Consider the following 689-nt stretch of genomic DNA (forward strand, 5'->3'; position numbering starts at 1 on the left):
CCGATGTGGAGCGGGTGATGTCACTTTGTAGCCGAGATTGGATAAAGCTGACCTAATGTTTAATCCGATTGGTATTAAAACACAATATATTGTGATTTATCCGTCATGAGGGCGCCGATTCTATCCTAAAAAAATGCCCCGGCCAGCAGATTTCTGGGCCAGGGCATTTAACCAGTTCAATTTCCGAGAGATTTAAAGCGAGAGACTATCTCAGGGTTTCTTGACGTATACGCTCGGTGTCTCACCCGCCATATTCAGATAGAACTCATAGACACCATCCGCCTCGGGCGAGAACTTCATGTCCTCATACTTGGAGCACGGGTTGACCGGTACAGGTTCCCCGCCGAGCACGGCAACGCCATCGCTCGGGCTCTTGTAACCGAAGTTGGTGCCACAACTCCAGCCGGAGTCGGCAAACTTGAACTTGTAAGGAGCCCACTCTTTCTTGAGCGTCCCCTTGGCCATGTAAAGCTTGTCGGCAACCTTGACGACCTTGCTTTCGTCGGTGGCCATCCAGTCGTTCATCTCACCACGCAGGTAGATGGACTTGCCGCCGAAGTCGCTGTTGTCCGCCGCTGCCTGCTCTGCACCACCATTGGATGCGCAACCGCCTAATACCAATCAGATTAAAGATGTGATCTAATTGCTCTATTCTGGTTTCACTGTACTCAGTATGTCCGATCCAATCG

The 689-nt window shown here is 50.9% G+C and carries 1 protein-coding gene; it reads right to left on the reverse strand.

Annotated elements, in window-relative coordinates:
• Positions 1–210: 210 nt before the first annotated feature.
• Positions 211–621 (reverse strand): pullulanase, encoded by a 411-nt coding sequence (locus OKC30_RS21280; RefSeq protein WP_223916856.1) that lies wholly within the window; start codon positions 619–621, stop codon positions 211–213.
• Between the last annotated feature and the right edge of the window lie 68 nt (positions 622–689).

Source organism: Aeromonas sp. QDB18, assembly GCF_027705325.1.
GTDB classification, from domain to species: Bacteria; Pseudomonadota; Gammaproteobacteria; order Enterobacterales; family Aeromonadaceae; genus Aeromonas; species Aeromonas caviae.